General features: G+C 32.5%; 16 protein-coding genes and 1 pseudogene. 15 read left to right on the top strand and 2 right to left on the bottom strand.

Annotated elements, in window-relative coordinates; all coding sequences use genetic code 11:
• Positions 1–1,332: 1,332 nt before the first annotated feature.
• On the bottom strand, positions 1,333–1,764 hold the full coding sequence (locus IEU88_RS08315) for a GNAT family N-acetyltransferase (RefSeq protein WP_103373263.1): 432 nt from the start codon (positions 1,762–1,764) through the stop codon (positions 1,333–1,335).
• A 271-nt stretch (positions 1,765–2,035) separates the two neighbouring features.
• Between IEU88_RS08315 and IEU88_RS08310 the strand changes: the two genes are divergently transcribed.
• The 4 genes from IEU88_RS08310 to IEU88_RS08295 all read left to right on the top strand — a co-directional run bounded on the left by IEU88_RS08310 (position 2,036) and on the right by IEU88_RS08295 (position 6,543).
• Entirely contained in the window at positions 2,036–3,658 is a 1,623-nt protein-coding gene (locus IEU88_RS08310; protein WP_096810352.1) for a BCCT family transporter, read from the top strand.
• A gap of 1,727 nt (positions 3,659–5,385) precedes the next feature.
• Positions 5,386–5,520 (top strand): beta-class phenol-soluble modulin, encoded by a 135-nt coding sequence (locus tag IEU88_RS08305; protein WP_096810351.1) that lies wholly within the window; start codon positions 5,386–5,388, stop codon positions 5,518–5,520.
• A gap of 42 nt (positions 5,521–5,562) precedes the next feature.
• Positions 5,563–5,697: a beta-class phenol-soluble modulin gene (locus IEU88_RS08300; protein WP_096810350.1), complete on the top strand. Its 135-nt coding sequence runs from the start codon at positions 5,563–5,565 to the stop codon at positions 5,695–5,697.
• A gap of 159 nt (positions 5,698–5,856) precedes the next feature.
• Positions 5,857–6,543 carry a YjjG family noncanonical pyrimidine nucleotidase gene (locus IEU88_RS08295; RefSeq protein ID WP_103372919.1) on the top strand — a complete coding sequence of 229 codons (687 nt, stop codon included), beginning with the start codon at positions 5,857–5,859 and terminating at the stop codon, positions 6,541–6,543.
• A 280-nt stretch (positions 6,544–6,823) separates the two neighbouring features.
• On the opposite strand, the gene IEU88_RS08290 is transcribed toward IEU88_RS08295, so the two are convergent.
• Complete coding sequence (locus IEU88_RS08290) at positions 6,824–7,264, bottom strand: N-acetyltransferase (protein ID WP_096810347.1); 441 nt, start codon at positions 7,262–7,264, stop codon at positions 6,824–6,826.
• Between the two features lie 284 nt (positions 7,265–7,548).
• Between IEU88_RS08290 and bshC the strand changes: the two genes are divergently transcribed.
• The 11 genes and pseudogenes from bshC (at position 7,549) to pgeF (ending at position 20,584) form a co-directional block, all read left to right on the top strand.
• Entirely contained in the window at positions 7,549–9,162 is a 1,614-nt protein-coding gene (gene bshC, locus IEU88_RS08285; protein ID WP_103372920.1) for a bacillithiol biosynthesis cysteine-adding enzyme BshC, read from the top strand.
• Between the two features lie 149 nt (positions 9,163–9,311).
• Entirely contained in the window at positions 9,312–9,743 is a 432-nt protein-coding gene (mraZ, locus tag IEU88_RS08280; protein ID WP_096810345.1) for a division/cell wall cluster transcriptional repressor MraZ, read from the top strand.
• Between the two features lie 14 nt (positions 9,744–9,757).
• A complete protein-coding gene (gene rsmH, locus IEU88_RS08275; protein ID WP_103372921.1) occupies positions 9,758–10,693 on the top strand; it encodes a 16S rRNA (cytosine(1402)-N(4))-methyltransferase RsmH in 936 nt (311 codons plus the stop codon).
• A gap of 14 nt (positions 10,694–10,707) precedes the next feature.
• Entirely contained in the window at positions 10,708–11,112 is a 405-nt protein-coding gene (gene ftsL, locus IEU88_RS08270) for a cell division protein FtsL (RefSeq protein ID WP_096810343.1), read from the top strand.
• Entirely contained in the window at positions 11,093–13,426 is a 2,334-nt protein-coding gene (locus IEU88_RS08265; protein ID WP_103372922.1) for a penicillin-binding protein, read from the top strand. Before ftsL ends, IEU88_RS08265 begins: the two co-directional genes overlap by 20 nt.
• A gap of 206 nt (positions 13,427–13,632) precedes the next feature.
• Complete coding sequence (gene mraY, locus IEU88_RS08260; protein WP_096810341.1) at positions 13,633–14,598, top strand: phospho-N-acetylmuramoyl-pentapeptide-transferase; 966 nt, start codon at positions 13,633–13,635, stop codon at positions 14,596–14,598.
• A 1-nt stretch (position 14,599) separates the two neighbouring features.
• Positions 14,600–15,949, top strand: a complete 1,350-nt coding sequence (gene murD, locus IEU88_RS08255) for a UDP-N-acetylmuramoyl-L-alanine--D-glutamate ligase (protein ID WP_103372923.1) — start codon at positions 14,600–14,602, stop codon at positions 15,947–15,949.
• Positions 15,950–16,000: 51 nt separating this feature from the next.
• Positions 16,001–16,855 (top strand): annotated as a pseudogene (locus tag IEU88_RS08250) (cell division protein FtsQ/DivIB); the annotation flags it as partial.
• A 105-nt stretch (positions 16,856–16,960) separates the two neighbouring features.
• Entirely contained in the window at positions 16,961–18,367 is a 1,407-nt protein-coding gene (gene ftsA / locus IEU88_RS08245; protein ID WP_103372924.1) for a cell division protein FtsA, read from the top strand.
• A 29-nt stretch (positions 18,368–18,396) separates the two neighbouring features.
• Entirely contained in the window at positions 18,397–19,572 is a 1,176-nt protein-coding gene (gene ftsZ / locus IEU88_RS08240; protein WP_096810337.1) for a cell division protein FtsZ, read from the top strand.
• Positions 19,573–19,795: 223 nt separating this feature from the next.
• Positions 19,796–20,584 carry a peptidoglycan editing factor PgeF gene (gene pgeF / locus IEU88_RS08235; protein ID WP_103372925.1) on the top strand — a complete coding sequence of 263 codons (789 nt, stop codon included), beginning with the start codon at positions 19,796–19,798 and terminating at the stop codon, positions 20,582–20,584.
• Positions 20,585–20,595: the final 11 nt, after the last annotated feature.

Below are 20,595 nucleotides of genomic sequence, written 5' to 3'. Positions count from 1 at the left end.
TAATAATTTGCGTAATCGTGCCTTACTAACTTCACGACTTTATGCTTCTACAATCAAAAAAGAGATTAAGCAACCTACGGTTGCCTAATCTCAAAAATTGTATCAGTCCTCTTTGACAAAGAGCCTTTTAATGGCATTCGCCACTTTTTGCATAACCTGTAGCGAAAAGGACCCTAATATAGAAGGGCACATTCACAAAGTAGATAGCTATGAATAATTACTATACTTATATGAACAAACTGTGTTACGTAAAGTTAATTTAAAAGATATTATGGAGATAAAATAGAGAGTAATATGAATAAATCTCAAATTACTATTTTTAATTTACTTATTAAATTTAATAAGTTAAACTTAGGGTACACGCCTTAGGGCGTTAAGGAAATAATGAGTTTCTTCTCTTACATGCCCTTTGGCGTGGAGGAGAACGCAACTCCTTATAATCCTGAGGTCCTCTTAATTGGGGGCCTTTTTTAATTTTTAAGTATCATTTTTACGTTCAATAAAAATTTGTATAAAAAGTTATTGTTTTTTAAGTTTAATTGTAAAGTAAGTAGAACATTATTATTGAATCATTAATTGATAATATCCTAAACGACACCTCTAAATCCCTGCTATTACTTTAGGTTCCGCTATCTTTTGTAATAGTATAGATATTTCTAAAAAAGTATATTTTTTATTTCTGTTTATAGGTTTTTTCACCTTTAAGTTTGAGAAAAAATGGCAGGGGATACTACAATTACATCTTCAAATATTATTTACACTTAATCAGATTACCATATCTTCTGTTTATTATTTTTTAAGTATCCCGCTTTTATTAATAATTAGGGGATGTTTTAGTGTGCAAAAAATTATTACATATAAAACTAGATTAATTTAAAAGATACTGTGGAGATAAAATAAATCTACCGATTAATGTTCGTAAAAATAATGGACACAATACGGCTACAAAAACACATTCACAAAGACTATAAAGCTATTTGCTAAATCCTTCTCAGGAGAGTGTATGGCTCTCCCCCCCATTATATATCGTTAAATAAAACGTTGATATAACAGGACTTTATTATGTCTCGATAAATATTCAAAGTGAAAATGTTACTAAATTAAAAAATAATGGAATATTATATGATGAACTATCAGATGTAATGGGGAAAGTTAAGAAGAGATTAAAAAGAAAACATACGAATTTTCAAAAAGTTAGGTGCTTTGATAAGATTAGAAAAGATAGAATTAACTAACATTACATTAGAGAGTAAAATCAAAAATAAAACTAAAATTATTAGAATAAACTACTAAATTAAGAGGGGTCAGAGCCTATTGTTAATAAGTGAAAAATTATAATTTAAGATGTAAAATAGGATAGTTTCTACCTTGACCGTCTTTTTGAGATTCTTTATATTTTTTAAATCCATTTTTGGCATAAAATTTTACAGCGTTATGATTGTCTTTGTTGACGTCAACGTAATGTACTTTGTTTTCTTGAATGAGATATTGAAGTATTTCTGTTCCATACCCATTTCTAAAATATTTAGGATCTATAAAAAGCATTTCTAAGTTTTTTTCGTTTGTGCCTGAAAAACCAATTGCTTCTTTATCATTGAACCATAAATAAGCTTTTACATATTTGAAATAAGTTGGAATTTCATTTTTTAATTCCAAAATATCTTTTTCTTTTAAAAAGTCATGTGTTGCAATTACAGATTTTTCCCATATTTCTAATGCTTTTGGATAATCTTTTTCCTGAAGTTTTATTTTGGATAAATGCATATTTCTGGCTCCTTGTTTTTACTTTTTATTTTGATATTCATTATAATAAAATTAACTTAATAAGCAAACCCATAAATCAAGGTAAGAAAGCGTTAAATCGCACGCGCTTTCGAAATACGTTTTAATAAAAATAAATGGGGGCCTTTTTTCGGGGTATCTTTTTTGTTATAAATCCCTATTTTATAAAGCGTTGATATTTTTTTGGAAGTAAATTTAATGTATTATGGGGTTTGTCGTTTTTTACCGTTAAGTTTAAAGGAGGTTCATAAATTTGGAACAAAAAAATCCAAATTTAAATAATAGAAAACTATCTGCAGTTTTTATTTTTAGTATAATTATAACTGCAGTTTTTGTGATACTAGGCGCAATATTTCCTAACCAATTTAATAAAGTTGGATCAAGTATTACATCTTGGATAACTGAATATTTTGGTTGGTATTACATGATTATAGTAGCAGTAATGATATTTTTCTGTATATTTTTAATTTTTAGCCCGATTGGAAAATTAAAATTAGGAAAACCAGGAGATAAACCAGCTTTTAATACTATCTCGTGGTTTGCAATGTTATTTAGTGCAGGTATGGGTATTGGGCTTGTTTTTTATGGTGCAGCAGAACCGATCAGTCATTTTGCTAACCCAGCTACAGGCGACCCTAAAACAACACATGCTTATACTGAAGCTTTAAGAGGTTCATTTATGCAGTGGGGTTTCCATGCATGGGGCGTGTACGGTATAGTAGCACTCGCTTTAGCTTATTCTCAATATAGAAAAAATGAACCTGGTCTCATTTCGAGAACTTTACGACCTATTTTTGGTAATAAAGTAGAGGGACCAATAGGAACAGTTGTTGATGTGATTGCAGTATTTGCAACTATAGGCGGTGTAGCTGTTTCATTAGGTTTAGGTGCTTTACAAATATCAGGGGGACTTAGTTATTTATTTGATATTCCCAACAATATTACTACGCAAGGTATTGTAATTGTCATAGTGACATTCTTATTTCTTAGCAGCGCATGGTCAGGCTTGAATAAGGGGATGCAATATATTAGTAACATAAATATTGGACTTGCAGGAATAATACTTATCATTGTATTGATTATTGGACCTACCGTTTTGATTTTAAATATGTTAACTACTTCAACTGGAGAATATTTAAACACGTTCTTATATAATATGTTTGATACAGCGCCATTAAATGGTCAAAAACATCAGTGGATGTCACAATGGACATTTTTCCAATTAGCATGGTGGATTAGTTGGAGTCCCTTTGTAGGTATATTTATAGCGCGTGTATCTAAAGGACGTTCAATAAGAGAATTTGTTTCAGGTGTCTTATTAGCGCCAGTGTTAGTGAGTATAGTTTGGTTTTCTGCTTTTGGTGTACTTGGTATTGAAACAGCTAAAAGTCATCCGAAAATATTTGATATGCCTTCTGAAACAGCGCTGTTTGGTGTTTTTGATGCAGTACCATTAGGATTTGTACTATCAATTATTACATTAATATTGATTGTTACGTTTTTCGTCACATCAGCTGATTCAGCGACATTTGTTTTAGGTATGCAAACTACGTTTGGATCATTAAATCCATCAGTGACAATAAAAATTATTTGGGGCTTAGCCCAAGCCTTAATTGCGTTTGTATTACTCTTTTCAGGTGGAAACAATGGATTGAGCGCATTACAAAATATGGCGATTATGACTGCATTGCCTTTCTCAGTTATAATTATACTGATGATGATATCCTTCTATAAAGATGCTAACAAGGAACGGAAGTTTTTAGGGTTGACTTTACAACCTAACAAAAAACGTATGGAAAGTTATTTGAAAAGGAACCAAGAAGGCTACGAAGAAGAAATTATTGAAAGAAGAAAAGCAACTAGGAATTCAGAATGATAACTATCTTTCTATAATAAATAGGCGTATTATTTACATCCCTAAGGATAATTGAACAAATTAATAAATTGTTATGCTAATATAATTTGGTATTATTGGTTTGTTTTCTTGATATGAGCATTTCTTTATAATATGAAATAAAGGCAGTCGTTAATTCGGCTGCTTATTTTATTTTGTATGTAAAAAATCTTATTTATCACTCAAATGTGTCGTATATTTGTATATTTGAGGATGAACTATGGTTTATAGCCCCAGTAAGCCGTGCATAGAATTTAAAAATATGTGTTCTTTTTACTTTGTTTAAAATTATGTTTTTGTATTTTACAAATTTTAACCAAGAAGGGTACACGTCCCGAAAATTGATTTAATATACTTCTTGTTATTTTGAGGCTTTTTATAAATAATTCCATAGAATTTTTAGAATACAGATTTCTATATTTATGCGCTGTTAATTATACCAATGGCTTTTTTGTTTCTTTCTTCTAAGCTAAGTTTAATAAAATTACTGGGCGCCAGTTGTTACAGATATATTTTTGTGACTGATACTTGTATACCATATATTAAAATATTTTGGTTAATCAATAAATCAAGGATACTAACTAAAAAGTCTGCTGTTTTGACATACTATTGCTGCTGATTTAGCAGTGTTTTATTATAAAATGAAGTGAGTAAATTAAAATAAATACACAGGAAATATAATATAAGAGTCATAGCATAGATGATTAATTATTTATAGTTCATAATTTAAATTGCATAGTATTCAAGCTATAAATATGTTATGTAGATTTAAAATATATGTTTTACTCTAGTGATAAGTGGTATATATTAAATAACTATAAGGTCACTTGATTCGATGATTAATTTGCGCAAGCGCTACTTCAGTTTGAAGTGGCGCTTTTTTATGAAATTTTAATTTGAATTTTGGGCGTTTAATTTTTTATTAAACAATTTATCTTTGAAACTTCTCGTATAAAAGCCTATTTTAACTTTGCCGCTGAGCAACCCACCCATCTTCGTCTCCAGCAACCAAATCATTTTTGTATAAGTATTAACTATTATTTTAGTGTGCGAAAACGCTTACAAATATAATTTGGCGGGGATCCAATACGTGGATACATATAACGTCATTTGATTATGTAGTTTGTGTACCTGTATTTTAACACTATAAGTTTGAGCCAAAATAGCAATCACAAATTTATCTTTATTAATTAATGTGTCATAGCTATCTTGTAAATTGTTTTTTATAAATAGCAGCTCGTGCATTTGGATTATTATTTATATTTCTGATTAATTTATAAGCATTATAGTATTATTAGTTTATTTGTGAATCAAGTGCTAGTTTATATATTTTTAATAATTGGTTTTCAAAAGGGATAAAATCATTTTCTATATCATTCGTACGCGTATTTAATATCTTCAATTGAGATTGAACACAATCATTTTTTACATAAAATAAAGTTAAAAGTAGTGAAAATGATTAATAATAAGGATAATGATTTTGCAAAACTGAATTGTGCAAAATTCAGTTAGGCAGTCAAAACTGTCTCGAAAAATATAATTAAATACAGTTATTACTTCTTTTCAATGAAGTATGAATAAAAACCCAATGAGATTATTAATTGTTCTATAGTATAGATAACAAACGATACTTAATTCAAAAAATAACAATATCGTTTAAAACATAATAATCAGTCATAAGCATGTATCTTAAGTGAGGAGTGTTTATAATGGAAGGTTTATTTAGCGCAATTAAAGAAACAGTACAAGCAGGTATTGCGGGAGATGGTGCAAAATTAGGTACAAGTATTGTAAGCATCGTAGAAAATGGCGTAGGTTTAGTAAGTAAATTATTTGGATTCTAGTTTTAACATAAAAAAATTATAAATATAAAGGGGAGCTCAATCATGGCTAAATTAGCAGAAGCAATCGCAAATACAGTACAAGCAGCAAAATCAGGTAATGGTTCAGAATTAGGATCAAGCATTGTTGACATTGTATCGAGCGGAGTAGGCTTAGTAGGTAAATTATTCGGATTTTAAATTTAATCACTCATATGGACTGGCCAGGGTAATAACCTTGGCCTTTTTTGTTTGTGCTTGTCTAATTATGGTAAGATGTAATCGAATTCTATTATTATATTGAAGATTTGGTAATAAGTAATTAAACAAAGAATTTGAAATACGGGAAGCAGGGATAAAATGAAAAACAATTGTTTACTTATTGATTTTGATGATACTATTGTCGATTTTCATGATGCAGAAGCTTATGCATTTCACGCGTTAACAAAAAAATATAACTTACATACGGATTCTAATGATTTGAAAAAATTCATGTCTGTTAATCAAGCTCATTGGGAAGCTTTTCAACAAAATCAATTAACTAAGGAAGAAGTGTTAAGCAAACGCTTTGAAGCGTATTTTGGTTTACATCACATTAACGTTAATGGCCAAGAAGCGGATGTGATTTTTAGAGATGAACTCGCAAGTGCACCAATAAAGTATTTTATGAATACTGTAGAAACGCTTAAAGCCCTTAAAGACACACATGATATGTATATCGTTACAAACGGCGTTTTAGAAACACAAGAAAGGAGAATAGGAAGAACTGAACTAGGTAACTGGTTCAAAGGTGTATTTGTTTCAGAACAAACAGGTTATCAAAAACCAATGCCAGAATTCTTTGATTTCGTGTTTAATGAGATTGGTGAAGAAAAAAGAGAGTGTGCAATGATTGTGGGTGACTCGATCACATCAGATATATTAGGTGGCATCAACGCTAATATTAAAACGTGTTGGTTTAATCCAAGAAATAAGTTGAATGAAACTGATATCAATCCTGATTTCACAATTGATTCGCTCGATCAATTATTGAAACTGACAAAATAAAAAAGCTGAGATATCAATGATACCCTAAGCTTCAAAAATAAATAGACTATGGATAACTAAACCTGGAGATGTGCTTTAACGTTTACTTCCTTTTTTAGTCACCATAGTCTGAGTGTGACGATAAATCATTTTATAAAATTGCGATTTTTGTCATATTTTTTATTTAGGTTTACTTAACCTCCCAAAGATTGAAATAATCCATTTAAGCGGTTAATAACTTTTAACGTGTTACTTTAAATTTATATATGTTGTTATATTTTATTTATGTTATACAGCATGGCTATGGTGTCCAAATCAGTACATCATGGCCGTCTTTATTTTGTAATTCAATATCTTTGAATCCTTGTTTAATAAAGAAGTCTTTTGATTGGTTACGTGCAATTACTTTAATAGGCTGGCCTTGTTCCTTAGCAAAATCTAAAAGTGCCTTACCATAACCGCGTCCTTGGAAATCGCGTAATACTTCTAATTTCCATAGTACGTTATAGTCATCAAAATCAGAGAAATATACTTCTTCGACTTCCCCTTTACGGTATAAAGCCATACGTGCGCCTAACCTGTCGCCAACGTATATACCATAAAATGGTGAGTCTGAACTAGCATCAATCATTTCTCCACGCAGCTCATCTACTAAATATAAATCTTCATTTCCGAAGTTTCTGAAATCTTCGAATAATTCATCTGTTTTATAATTAATATCAAGACGTTTTACATTACTCACTGTAGCTTCCCCCTTTGCGTTATTACTTATTATTATACCTTATTTTAATAGATATTTCACAAAAATGAATGCTTAAAACATTTTGTTTATTATTAAAATCAAATTGTTATCGTCTGTTACGCAAAGTAAAATTATTTTTGTTACATGAACAATAACTTCGAACAATATCTACTATTAATAGCAAAATAACTTGAATTTTATTAATATTATAAGCCGTAAAATTGTCAACGTTGAATATAAACTTTATACTAAATAGGAATAGAGTAACATAAGGAGAATTACGAATGGATTGTATAACAACGAAACTTAATGAAAAAGATCAATTTATATCAAAAATAAAAAATAGTGATTCCACTTTAGCTAAATATTACCACTTTGATGCAATGGATAAAAAGCATTATGAAGAAAGATTATTTTCAGAAAGTAATGGTAGAGAAACAGCGCTTGCTGATATTATTGAACGCTATATGAGTGATTTATCATTAGATAATCAACAAGTTGAAAATTTAAAAGCGCTTAGTGACGGTGCGAAAGTTGTGATTGGTGGACAACAAGCTGGTTTGTTTGGAGGTCCTTTATACACATTTCATAAAATATTCTCAATCATTACATTAAGTGAAAAATTATCAAATGATTATGATACACACGTCGTGCCCGTGTTTTGGATTGCTGGTGAAGATCACGATTTTGAAGAAATCAATCATACTTATGTATTTAATGAACAAAAGGCGAAGTTACAAAAAATTAAGTATAGTACTATGACGCCACCAGAATCTAGTGTCTCAAAGTACACGCCAGACAAAGCAGAATTACATAAAGCGTTGAATCAGTTTTTTAAAGAATTAAAAGAAACATCATCTTCTAAGCAATTATTAAACATGTGTAGAAATATCATCGATAACTATGATGGTTGGACGGATATGTTTAAAGCGTTATTGCATGAAGTTTTTAAGGCTTATGGTGTGTTGTTGATTGACGCTGATTATAAAGCGTTGCGTCAGTTAGAACAGCCACTTTTCAAAAAAATGATAGAAAATCACCAAGATGTGGACGACGCATTCAGACAAACACAAGCTCAAACGATTGATAGCGGTTTGGAGCAAATGATCCAAACTGATACAAATGTACATTTGTTTATCCACGAAGATAACATGAGACAGTTGCTGACTGTTAAAGATGGTCAATTCTATTTAAATAAATCGGAGAAGGTGTTATCGAAACAAGCAGTGCTCGATATAGTTGAAAAAGAACCTGAAAGATTTTCAAATAATGTGGTTACTAGGCCAATCATGGAAGAATGGCTATTTAACACAGTAGCGTTTGTCGGCGGACCAAGTGAAATTAAGTATTGGACTGAATTGAGTGAAGCCTTTCGAATATTAGAAGTTTCTATGCCTATCGTATTACCACGTTTAAGAATCACTTATTTAAACACTAGAATTGAAAAGTTGTTAGATCAATACCATTTGGATAAAAATAATATTATTGAAAAGGGCGTTACTGAAGATAAAGATAAATTTATAAGGGCGCAAGCTTCTCAATCATTTATTGACCAAATTAAATCGTTGAGTGAACAGCAAAAGTCTATATATCAGTCTCTTCAAACAGAAGTAAAAGGAAATCACGATAACGAAGTGCTATTGAGTAAAAATAATGAGATTCATCAAAACCAATTTGATTATTTACTGAAGAGATACCTATTAAATATTGAGAGAGAAAATGATATTAGCATGAAACACTTTGAAGAACTCAGTGAGACTCTCCATCCTATGGGTGGGCTCCAAGAAAGAATTTGGAATCCACTTCAAATTATGAACGATTTTGGGATAGATGTGTTCAGTCCCTCCACCTATCCACCACTTTCTTACACATTTGATCATATATTAATTAAGCCTTAGAGCGACAAGGGGAACACCCGATTCATCAACTAGATGAATCGGGTGTTTTTTTCTATAATTCAAGAAATTTTGGTGAAAATTGTATAATTAGTGGAGGATAGTGGTGAGATGTGGTAAATTATATATATGAGAAGGTGAGGTGATTATAAATGTTCATGGGTGAATACGAGCATCAATTGGATACAAAGGGACGTATGATAGTTCCTTCCAAGTTTCGTTATGACTTGAATGAACGATTTATAATCACCCGAGGCCTTGATAAATGTTTATTTGGTTACACTTTGGAAGAATGGCAAGTAATTGAAGAGAAGATGAAGACTTTACCGATGACTAAGAAAGACGCGCGTAAGTTTATGCGTATGTTCTTTTCAGGTGCTGTTGAAGTAGAACTGGATAAACAAGGGCGTATTAATATTCCACAAAATCTGCGGAAATATGCCAACTTAAATAAGGAATGTACAGTAATAGGTGTCTCAAATCGTATTGAAATTTGGGATAGAGAAACTTGGAACGATTTTTATGATGAATCAGAAGACAGTTTTGAAGATATTGCTGAAGACTTAATTGATTTTGAATTTTAAATGGAGGCGTTAAATTGTTTCATCATGTCAGCGTAATGCTAAAAGAAACTATCGATGAGTTAAATATTGAAGAAGATGGCATATATGTCGACTGTACTTTAGGTGGAGCAGGACATGCACTCTATTTATTAAATCAACTCGGTGACGAAGGTAGACTGATCGCAATTGACCAAGATACAACAGCGATTGAAAATGCGAAAGAAGTATTGAAAGACCACATACATAAAGTTACTTTCGTCCATAACAACTTTAGAAAATTAACTGAAATTTTAGATGATTTAAATATTGAAAAAGTAGATGGCATTTATTATGACTTAGGTGTGTCTAGCCCCCAATTGGATGTACCTGAAAGAGGATTTAGTTATCATAATGATGCCAAATTGGATATGCGTATGGACCAATCTCAACCATTATCAGCTTATGAAGTGATAAATGAGTGGCCGTTCGAAAAATTAGTTAGAATTTTTCATCGTTACGGAGAAGAAAAATTTTCGAAACAAATTGCAAGACGCATTGAACAAAACAGAGCGCAAAAGCCTATCAAAACAACATTAGAACTTGTAGATATTATCAAAGAAGGTATTCCAGCTAAAGCAAGAAGAAAAGGTGGGCACCCTGCGAAAAGGGTTTTTCAAGCAATTAGAATCGCAGTTAACGATGAGTTATCTGCTTTTGAAGATTCTTTAGAACAAGCAATTGATTTAGTTAACGTAGATGGAAGAATCTCTGTTATTACCTTCCATTCATTAGAAGATCGACTTTGTAAGCAAATGTTTCAAGAATATGAAAAAGGCCCAGAAGTCCCAAGAGGGCTGCCTATCATACCGGAGGCTTATACACCTAAATTGAAACGTGTTAATCGAAAACCGATTATAGCTACAGATGAAGATTTAGAAGAAAATAACCGAGCACGTAGTGCGAAGTTACGCGTAGCAGAAATATTAAAATGAGGAGTGAATATTGAGTGGCAGTAGAGAAGATATACCAACCATATAATGGAGCGGAGCAGCATATTCCAGAATCACAACCATCGACCCGCCCAGAGAGACATCCCAAGACAGTCAAGCGTAAAGTAATTGTTAAGCTAACTAAGTTTGAAAAGATGTTATACATAGGACTTATAACAGTAATTGCTTTAATAAGTATTTATATGCTATCTTTAAAAATGGATGCGTATGAAACTCGAGAAAAAATTGCAGATTTAGATACAAAAATTGAAAAACAATCAAGTGAAAACAGTGCAATAGAATCTGAAATTAAAAAGAACTCCTCATATGAACGCATTTACGAAAAGGCAAAAAATGATGGAATGAGCCTTAAGAACGATAATGTAAAGGTAGTGCGTAATAATGGCGAAGCGAAGAATTAAATTAAAAAAGCCAAAATTTTCAATCAAAAAAAGTAAAATAGGGGCAGTCCTACTCATCCTTGGATTTGGACTGCTCTTTTTTACGTTGGTTTTAAGATATTCATATATTATGTTGACAGGACACTCTTCTGGTGAAGATTTAATTATGAAAGCAAATGAAAAGTACTTAGTAAATAGTCAACAACAACCAGAAAGAGGAAAGATTTATGATAGGAACGGCAAAGTTTTAGCTGAAGATGTTGAAAGGTATAAAGTGGTCGCTGTAGTAGATAAAAAAGCAAGTGAAGGTAGCGACAAACCTAAACACGTAAAGGATAAAAAAGAAACCGCTAAAAAACTTGCTACTGTTATAGATATGTCGGCCAAAGATATTGAAGAAAAATTAAATAACAAAAAAGCATTTCAGGTTGAATTTGGTCAAAAAGGTACAGATTTAACGTACCAAGAAAAAGAAAAAATTGAGAAAATGAATCTTCCTGGTGTGATGTTATATCCAGAGACTGAAAGATTTTATCCTAATGGAAACTTTGCATCACATTTACTAGGTATCGCTCAAAAAGACCCTGACAGTGGAGAATTAAAAGGTGCGTTAGGTGTTGAGAAAATCTTTGATAGTTATCTTTCGGGTCAAAAAGGTGCCTTATCTTATATTCATGATATTTGGGGTTATATTGCCCCGAATACTAAAAAAGAAAAAATGCCTAAACGTGGAGATGATGTTCATTTAACACTTGATTCCAATATACAAGTGTTCGTAGAAGAAGCACTTGATGACATGGTTGAGCACTATAAACCGAAAGATTTATTTGCTGTCGTGATGGATGCTAAGACTGGTGAAATACTTGCGTTCAGTCAAAGACCAACATTTAACCCAGAAACAGGTAAAGACTTTGGTAAAAAATGGGCTAACGATTTATATCAAAATACGTATGAACCTGGTTCAACATTTAAATCTTATGGTTTAGCAGCAGCAATCCAAGAAGGTAAATTTAAACCAGATAAAAAATATACAGCCGAACCTCGAGAAGTTATGGGGTCTAAAATATCTGACTGGAACAAAGTAGGTTGGGGTGAAATTTCAATGTCACTTGGTTTCACATATTCATCCAACACACTTATGATGCACTTACAAGATTTAGTTGGTTCAGATAAGATGAAAGAATGGTATGAAAAATTCGGCTTTGGTAAATCTACAAATAGTATGTTTGATGGTGAAGCAACTGGTGATATTGCTTGGGATAATGAAGCACAGCAAAAAACCTCTGCATTTGGTCAGTCTACAACAGTAACACCAGTACAAATGTTACGTGCACAGTCAGCTTTTCATAATGATGGAAATATGCTTCAACCGTGGTTCGTTGACAGCGTAAGTAATCCTGTTACTAAAGATACTTTTTATAAAGGTAAGAAGGAATACGCAGGAAAACCTATTACAAAAGATACAGCTAAGAAAGTGCGAACTGAATTAGATAAAGTAGTTAATAGTGAAGATAGCCACGCTAAAAACTATCAAATAGATGGTTATGATGTTGCTGGTAAAACAGGTACAGCACAAGTGGCGGATTCTGATAATGGTGGTTATGTTGAAGGTGAAAATCCATACTTTGTAAGTTTTATTGGTGATGCGCCTAAAGATGACCCTGAAGTCATTGTTTATGCGGGCATGAGTTTAGCTCAAAAAAATGATCAAGAAGCATATGAAATGGGTGTAAGTAAGGCTTTCAACCCAATTATGGAAAATACTTTAAAATATTTAAATGTAGGGGAAAAGGATTCAAAAGATGGCTCTGATGTTAAATATAGTAAAGTACCAGATGTACAAGGTCAGGAAACCCAAAAAGCACAAGACAAGATGAATAGTAAGTCACTTGAACCAATTGTGATTGGAAGTGGTGATAAGGTTGTAAAACAATCTGTAACATCAGATAAAGAAGTACTGCCAAACAGCAAAGTCTTACTATTAACTGATGGAGATATCACTATGCCAGACATGACTGGTTGGACGAAAGAAGAAGTACTTGCATTTGAGACATTAACTAATACAAAAATCACAACTAAAGGTAGTGGTTTTGTTTCAGAACAATCAGAAGCAAAAGGTCAAAAAGTTAGCAAAAACGATAAGATTGAAGTAACCTTCACTGCCGAAAAAGTCAATGGTGAGTCTTCAAGCTCGTCATCCAACAATGACTCTGAAGATGATGATAAAGACGATTCGAACAAAGATGATAAGAATGAATCAAAAGATAAATCAGAAGACAAATCCAGTGATGATTCAAAAACTTCTGATTCAAGTAGTGACAGTCAAAATGAATAAATACTTTCTTGATGTCTGACTTCAATTAAAAAACATGTTAAAATATTTAATTTGAAATTAGCACGAGGTAGTATGATAGGTTATCGGTAATAACAGTGGTATTGTGCGTCTGTTTAACCGATAATACTGCTATCTCGTTACATAATATATAAGCTGCACTAAGCATTAACGAAATTAATCCAATTTAATATTTAAAGGAGCATAATATGGTTTATTTACTAGCAATCATTGCATTACTAATAACATTTATATTAGTCCCTGTTTTGATACCAACACTTAAAAGAATGAAATTTGGACAAAGTATTAGAGAAGAAGGTCCTCAAAGTCATATGAAAAAAACGGGTACACCAACTATGGGAGGATTGACTTTTTTATTAAGTATTATCATCACTTCTATATTAGCTATTATCTTTATGGATAATGCAAATCCAATAATATTATTGTTATTTGTAACTATTGGTTTTGGTTTAATCGGTTTTATTGATGACTATATCATCGTTGTTAAGAAGAACAACCAAGGTTTAACTAGTAAACAAAAGTTCCTTGCACAAATTGCTATTGCAGTTGTTTTCTTTATATTAAGCCAAGTGTTTAATTTAACGGATTTTTCAACTGGAATTCATATTCCATTTACTGATGTAGAAATTCCGCTTTCTATTGCATATGTCATTTTCATAGTATTTTGGCAAGTAGGTTTTTCAAATGCGGTTAATTTAACAGATGGATTAGATGGGCTATCAACGGGTCTTTCTATCATTGGATTTATTATGTATGCGTTAATGGCTTATATTCAAGGTGCTACTTCTATTGGTTTATTCTGTGTCATTATGATTTTTGCATTGCTAGGTTTCTTACCGTTTAACCTGAACCCTGCAAAAGTATTCATGGGGGACACAGGTAGTCTAGCGCTTGGTGGGATATTCGCTACAATTTCAATTATGTTAAATCAAGAATTATCTCTTATATTTATTGGTTTTGTATTTGTAGCTGAAACACTATCAGTGATGATTCAAGTTACATCATATAAACTTACAGGCAAACGAATTTTCAAAATGTCACCGTTACATCATCATTTTGAACTCGTAGGTTGGAACGAAAGAAAAGTGGTTACTGTATTTTGGACAGTTGGTATTATTTCAGGTCTTATTGGTTTATGGATTGGAGTGAATTAAATTGCTGAAATATAGAGGTTTAGAAGATGAAAATGTATTAGTAATCGGGTTAGCGAAAAGTGGTTATGAAGCTGCTAAGTTATTACAGGGACTGGGGGCCAACGTCGTCGTTAACGATGGTAAAGACTTAAGTCAAGATGCACATGCAATTGATTTGGAAAATATGGGTGTCAAAGTAGTTGGTGGTCAACACCCATTATCTTTACTTGATAACGAGCCGTTAATTTTCAAAAACCCCGGCATACCTTACACTGTGCCTCTGATCCAAGAGGCGCAACACAGAGGGTTGAAAATACTTACTGAGGTAGAATTGAGTTACTTAGTTTCTGAAGCGCCAATCATAGGAGTCACAGGTACAAACGGAAAAACAACGGTGACGTCACTAATTGGAGATATGTTTAAAAAAAGTAGGATAACTGGTAAATTATCAGGAAACATTGGTTATGTCGCTTCAAAAGTTGCGCAAGAAGTAAAAGCAAATGATTATCTAATAACAGAATTATCTTCGTTTCAGTTATTAGGTATTGACCAATATAAGCCACATATTTCTATTATAACGAATATTTATTCTGCCCATTTAGACTATCATGAAACCTTAGAAAATTATCAAAATGCGAAAAAACAAATATACAAAAATCAAACAGAAAATGATTATTTAATATGTAATTATCATCAACGACACCTTATTGAATCCGAATCATTAAGAGCCAAAGCATATTATTTTTCAACCCACCAAGAGGTTGATGGCATTTATGTGAAAGAAGGTTATATTACCTTTAAAGGTTTTCGCCTCATTCATAAAGATGATTTAGTATTACCTGGAGAACATAATTTAGAGAATATTTTAGCTGCTGTATTAGCCGCTTTATTAGCCGGTGTTTCTGTAAGAGCAATCATTGAAAGCTTGACAACATTCTCAGGAATTGAACATAGGCTGCAATATGTAGGGTCAAATAAAACAAATAAATATTATAACGATTCCAAGGCTACTAATACATTAGCCACACAGTTTGCGTTAAATTCATTCGAACAACCTATTATTTGGTTGTGTGGCGGTTTGGATAGAGGCAATGGATTTGATGAATTAATTCCATACATGAACAACGTCAGAGTGTTGGTTACCTTTGGGGAAACACAAGATAAATTTGTGAAATTAGGTGAAAACCAAGGGAAATATGTAATAAAAGCAACAGATGTAGAAGATGCAGTCGATAAAGTACAATCGGTTATTGAACCTAATGACGTTGTATTATTATCGCCAGCTTGTGCAAGTTGGGATCAATATAATACGTTTGAAGAGCGCGGAAATCGATTTATTAAACGTTTTCAAGCGCACTTACCTTCACTTTAAAGGGCGTGAAAATATATGTCAGATAAAGTAAGTGAATTTGACTCTGAATATTTAAAAGAGAAGCGAGCAAAACGTCGCAAAAAACAAAAACAAATTCAATATTCAGTGTTTGGTTTATTGTTGTTTGTGATACTGCTCATTCTTATTTATATGTTCACTCCATTAAGTAAAATTAATTCAGTGAAAATTGAAGGAAATGATAATGTATCTCAAACTTCAATTGAAAAAGCAATTAACGTTAAAGACGATTCTAGAATGTATACTTATAGTACTTCAAAAGCGATAAAAAACTTAAAGAAAAATGAATTGATTAAGGACGCAGAAGTTACTAAGCAACTACCAAATAAATTGAATGTCAAAGTGACTGAGAATCAAATTGTTGCCTTGACCAAAAAGAAAGATAAATACGTGCCCATACTTGAAGATGGTACAGAATTAGAAAATTACGAAGATGGCAATGTGACAGATGATGGACCGGTTTTAGAAGGGTTTAAAAAAGAGAAAAAAGATAAAATTATTCAAGAACTCGCAAAAATGTCTGCAAATGTAAGAGGTATGATTGCAGAAGTAAAATATGACCCACAAGAAAATTTGCAAAACCAAATTAAGTTATTTACAACAGATGAAATTCAGATAGTAGGGAATCTAAACACAATCGCAAATAAAATGAAGTATTACCCACAAATGTCACAATCACTAGAACGCGATGAATCAGGCAAATTAAAAAAATCAGGTTATATCGATTTGTCAGTAGGAGCATCTTTCATACCGTATAGTGGAGGAAGTACGACTAAATCAACAAGTGATCAAAATGTAGATAAAGGAAATTCAGAAGAAGATAAGGCAAAAGATGAGTTACAAAGTGCATTAAATAAGATTAATAAAGAATCAGACAAAAATAATTAAAAAATTTAGACAAATACATGTGTTTATAGTTCACAAGCATCAAAACGTATTGTAAACTGTTAATAGTGTGAACATGAATAAGTTATTGTCAGGAGGTGCCTATCTATGGAAGAGCATTATTATGTAAGTATAGATATCGGTTCGTCAAGCGTTAAAGCGATAGTAGGCGAGAAATTTCACAATGGAATAAATGTGATAGGTACAGGACAGACCTACACAAGTGGGATTAAAAACGGTCTCATTGATGACTTTGATATTGCAAAACAAGCGGTCAAAGACACAATTAAAAAAGCCTCTATTGCTTCAGGTGTCGATGTGAAAGAAGTATTTTTAAAACTTCCTATCATAGGAACTGAAGTATTTGATGAATCAAATGAAATAGAATTTTATGAAGATACAGAACTTGACGGTACACATATTGAAAGTGTGCTTGAAGGTATTCGTGAAAAAAATGACGTGCCTGAAACAGAAATTATAAACGCTTTCCCAATTAAATTTATAGTAGATGGAGATAATGAAGTATCAGATCCTAAAGAACTGATTGCAAGACATAGTTTGAAAGTCGAAGCTGGTGTCATTGCGATTCAAAAATCAATCTTAATAAATATGATTAAATGTGTAGAATCTTGTGGTGTAGATGTATTAGATGTTTATTCTGATGCATATAACTATGGCTCAGTTCTTTCAGCAACTGAAAAAGAACTTGGCGCATGTGTGATTGATATTGGCGAAGATGTAACACAATTGGCATTTTATGAGCGAGGAGAGCTTGTTGATGCTGATGCTATAGAAATGGCTGGAAGAGATATAACAGAAGATATAGCGAAAGGCTTAAATACATCATATGAAACAGCTGAAAAAATCAAACATCAATACGGGCATGCTTTCTTTGAATCAGCATCTGACCATGATGTATTCACAGTTGATCAAGTGAATAGTGAAGAAGAAGCACAATTCACTCAAAAAGATTTGGCAGATATAATCGAAGCACGTGTTGAAGAAATATTCTTTAATGTCTTTGATGTGTTACAAGAATTAGGGTTAACGAAAGTGAATGGCGGTTTTGTTGTAACTGGTGGTTCAGCTAATTTATTAGGTGTTAAGGAATTGTTACAAGATATGGTGAGTGAAAAAGTGAGAATTCATACTCCATCTCAAATGGGTATCAGAAAACCTGAGTTCTCTTCAGCGATTTCAACGATTTCTAGTAGCATTACTTTCGACGAATTACTAGATTATGTTACAATTAATAATCATGACAGTGAAGAATTCGAAGAAGAAGTCATCGAATCAAATGATCGAGAAAATAGTACGAAGTCAAGCGGATTTGATTGGTTCAAAAAGAAATCAAACAAACAAGAAGAGCCACATACATCAACTTCTGATTTAGAAGAACCAGAAGCGTCTGAGGCATACGAAGAAGAAGTCAATGTTGAACAAGACGAAGATCGTAAACCTCAAGACAAAGAAGAAGGTAAGTTCAAAAAACTTATGAAATCTCTATTCGATTGATTGGCCACTAAAACTAGGAGGAAATTTAAATGTTAGAATTTGAACAAGGATTTAATCATTTAGCGACGTTAAAAGTCATCGGTGTAGGGGGCGGCGGAAATAACGCTGTTAACCGAATGATTGACCATGGTATGAATAATGTTGAATTTATTTCAATCAATACGGATGGACAAGCTTTAAACTTATCTAAAGCTGAGTCTAAAATCCAAATTGGTGAAAAGTTAACACGTGGTTTAGGTGCTGGTGCAAACCCTGATATTGGTAAAAAAGCTGCAGAAGAATCCCGCGAACAAATCGAAGATGCCATTCAAGGTGCTGACATGGTATTCGTAACAGCTGGAATGGGTGGCGGTACTGGTACAGGTGCAGCGCCGGTTGTAGCAAAAATTGCAAAAGAAATGGGAGCGTTAACAGTTGGTGTTGTGACGCGTCCGTTCGGTTTCGAAGGTCGCAAACGTCAAACGCAAGCTGCTGCTGGCGTAGAATCAATGAAAGCTGCAGTAGATACATTAATCGTCATCCCTAATGACCGTTTATTAGATATTGTTGATAAATCTACACCAATGATGGAAGCATTTAAAGAAGCAGATAATGTTTTACGTCAAGGTGTGCAAGGTATTTCAGACCTTATCGCAGTTTCAGGTGAAGTTAACCTTGACTTTGCAGACGTTAAAACAATTATGTCTAACCAAGGTTCTGCTCTAATGGGTATCGGTGTTTCTTCAGGAGAAAACCGTGCTGTAGAAGCTGCTAAAAAAGCCATTTCTTCACCATTACTAGAAACTTCTATCGTTGGTGCGCAAGGCGTGTTAATGAATATTACTGGTGGAGAATCACTATCATTATTCGAGGCACAAGAAGCAGCAGATATTGTTCAAGATGCGGCTGATGAAGATGTTAACATGATCTTCGGTACTGTAATCAACCCAGAATTACAAGATGAAATTGTAGTAACTGTAATTGCTACAGGCTTTGAAGATAAACCTTCATCTCAAGGTCGCAAAGCTTCAAATACTGGATTTGGTAGCAGCGCAACATCTGGAAATACTTCTGGAAAAGAAGACACATATGCGTCAAGTTCATCAAGCGCTTCTCAACCAGCAGATAATGCAAATGAAAGCAGAACACATACTACAAATGAAGATGATATTCCTAGCTTTATCAGAAACAGAGAAGAGAGACGTTCTAGAAGAACTAGACGTTAATAATAGATTGACTTCTTCTTCTTGTTAGTTTTTCATAATTATTAATATTTATTTAGACAACATAAAATATAAAGATGTCATCAGGTCCAAAGATCTGATGACTTTTTTGAATTAAAAGATTGTCATATTATTTAAGCGATATATATCATTGGGGGAAGTGCTATTTTAAACTTTTAAAGTCGCCCAAATGAAGTAAGTGTTGGAACAGCTGGAGGTTTATAACATGCAAGATAAATTTATCAAAGATCGTCATATACTCAAATATGACGAGGAACAATTAAATCATGTGAAATTGGGTATAACAACAAGAGAAGACGGATTAAGCGATTATCCAAGAAATGCATTCAATATGGCAAGATATATTGACGATAATCAAGATAACATTACAAAACATCAAGAATTATTAGCTTCTATAATTCAATTTCCAAGAGAGCAATGGGTTTTTCCGATTCAAACACATGAAAATCGAGTGGTTGAAGTTAATCAAGAAGACAGAGGCGCCAACATCGACTGTCTTACTCATGAGTTACATGGCGTAGATGGTTTTTATACCTTTGAAAAAGACGTTTTACTTACAATGTGCTATGCAGATTGTGTACCTATTTATTTTTACAGTGAAAAACATCAATATATAGGTTTAGCACATGCAGGTTGGAAAGGCACAGTTGGACAAATTGTTAATCAAATGGTGAAACATATACCGTTTGATTTAAATGATCTGAAAGTTGTTGTTGGGCCAGCGACCTCTAATTCTTATGAAATTAATGATGATATCAAGCATCAGTTTGAGGATTTACCGATTGATATCCATCAGTATATAGAGACAAGAGGTAAAAATCGTCATGGCATTGATTTGAAAAAAGCAAATGCTATGTTATTAGAGCATGACGGTGTTCCAAAAGATAATATTTATATTACAAATTATGCGACATCAGAAGATTTATCTTTATTCTTTTCATATAGAGTTGAAAAAGGCGATACAGGTCGTATGTTAGCTTATATTGGTCAATAACAAAGAGGTGT

Source organism: Staphylococcus nepalensis (assembly GCF_014635045.1).
In the GTDB taxonomy this organism is placed as follows: domain Bacteria; phylum Bacillota; class Bacilli; order Staphylococcales; family Staphylococcaceae; genus Staphylococcus; species Staphylococcus nepalensis.
This window is presented reverse-complemented; position numbering and strand designations above follow the sequence as displayed.